This window comes from Streptococcus sp. UBA4344, assembly GCF_002393675.1.
Classification (GTDB): domain Bacteria; phylum Bacillota; class Bacilli; order Lactobacillales; family Streptococcaceae; genus Streptococcus; species Streptococcus vicugnae.
Window position 1 is genome coordinate 30829 of the sequence record NZ_DGTE01000024.1, and the last position, 346, is coordinate 31174.

The window sequence follows — 346 nt, forward strand, 5'->3', positions numbered from 1 at the left end:
GGTGACCGTCAAACAGGTAAAACATCTGTTGCGATTGACGCAATTTTGAACCAAAAAGGACAAGATATGATTTGTATCTATGTTGCGATTGGTCAAAAAGAATCAACTGTTCGTACACAAGTTGAAACACTTCGTAAATACGGTGCCCTTGATTACACAATCGTTGTGACAGCCTCAGCTTCACAACCTTCTCCATTACTTTACATCGCTCCATATGCTGGTGTTGCAATGGCTGAAGAATTCATGTATAACGGTAAACACGTATTGATTGTATATGATGATTTGTCAAAACAAGCGGTAGCTTACCGTGAACTGTCACTTCTTCTTCGTCGTCCACCAGGACGTG

General features: G+C 41.0%; 1 pseudogene. It reads left to right on the plus strand.

What is annotated here, in order from left to right:
• A pseudogene (locus B4D49_RS04695) lies at window positions 1-346 on the plus strand (F0F1 ATP synthase subunit alpha); the annotation flags it as partial.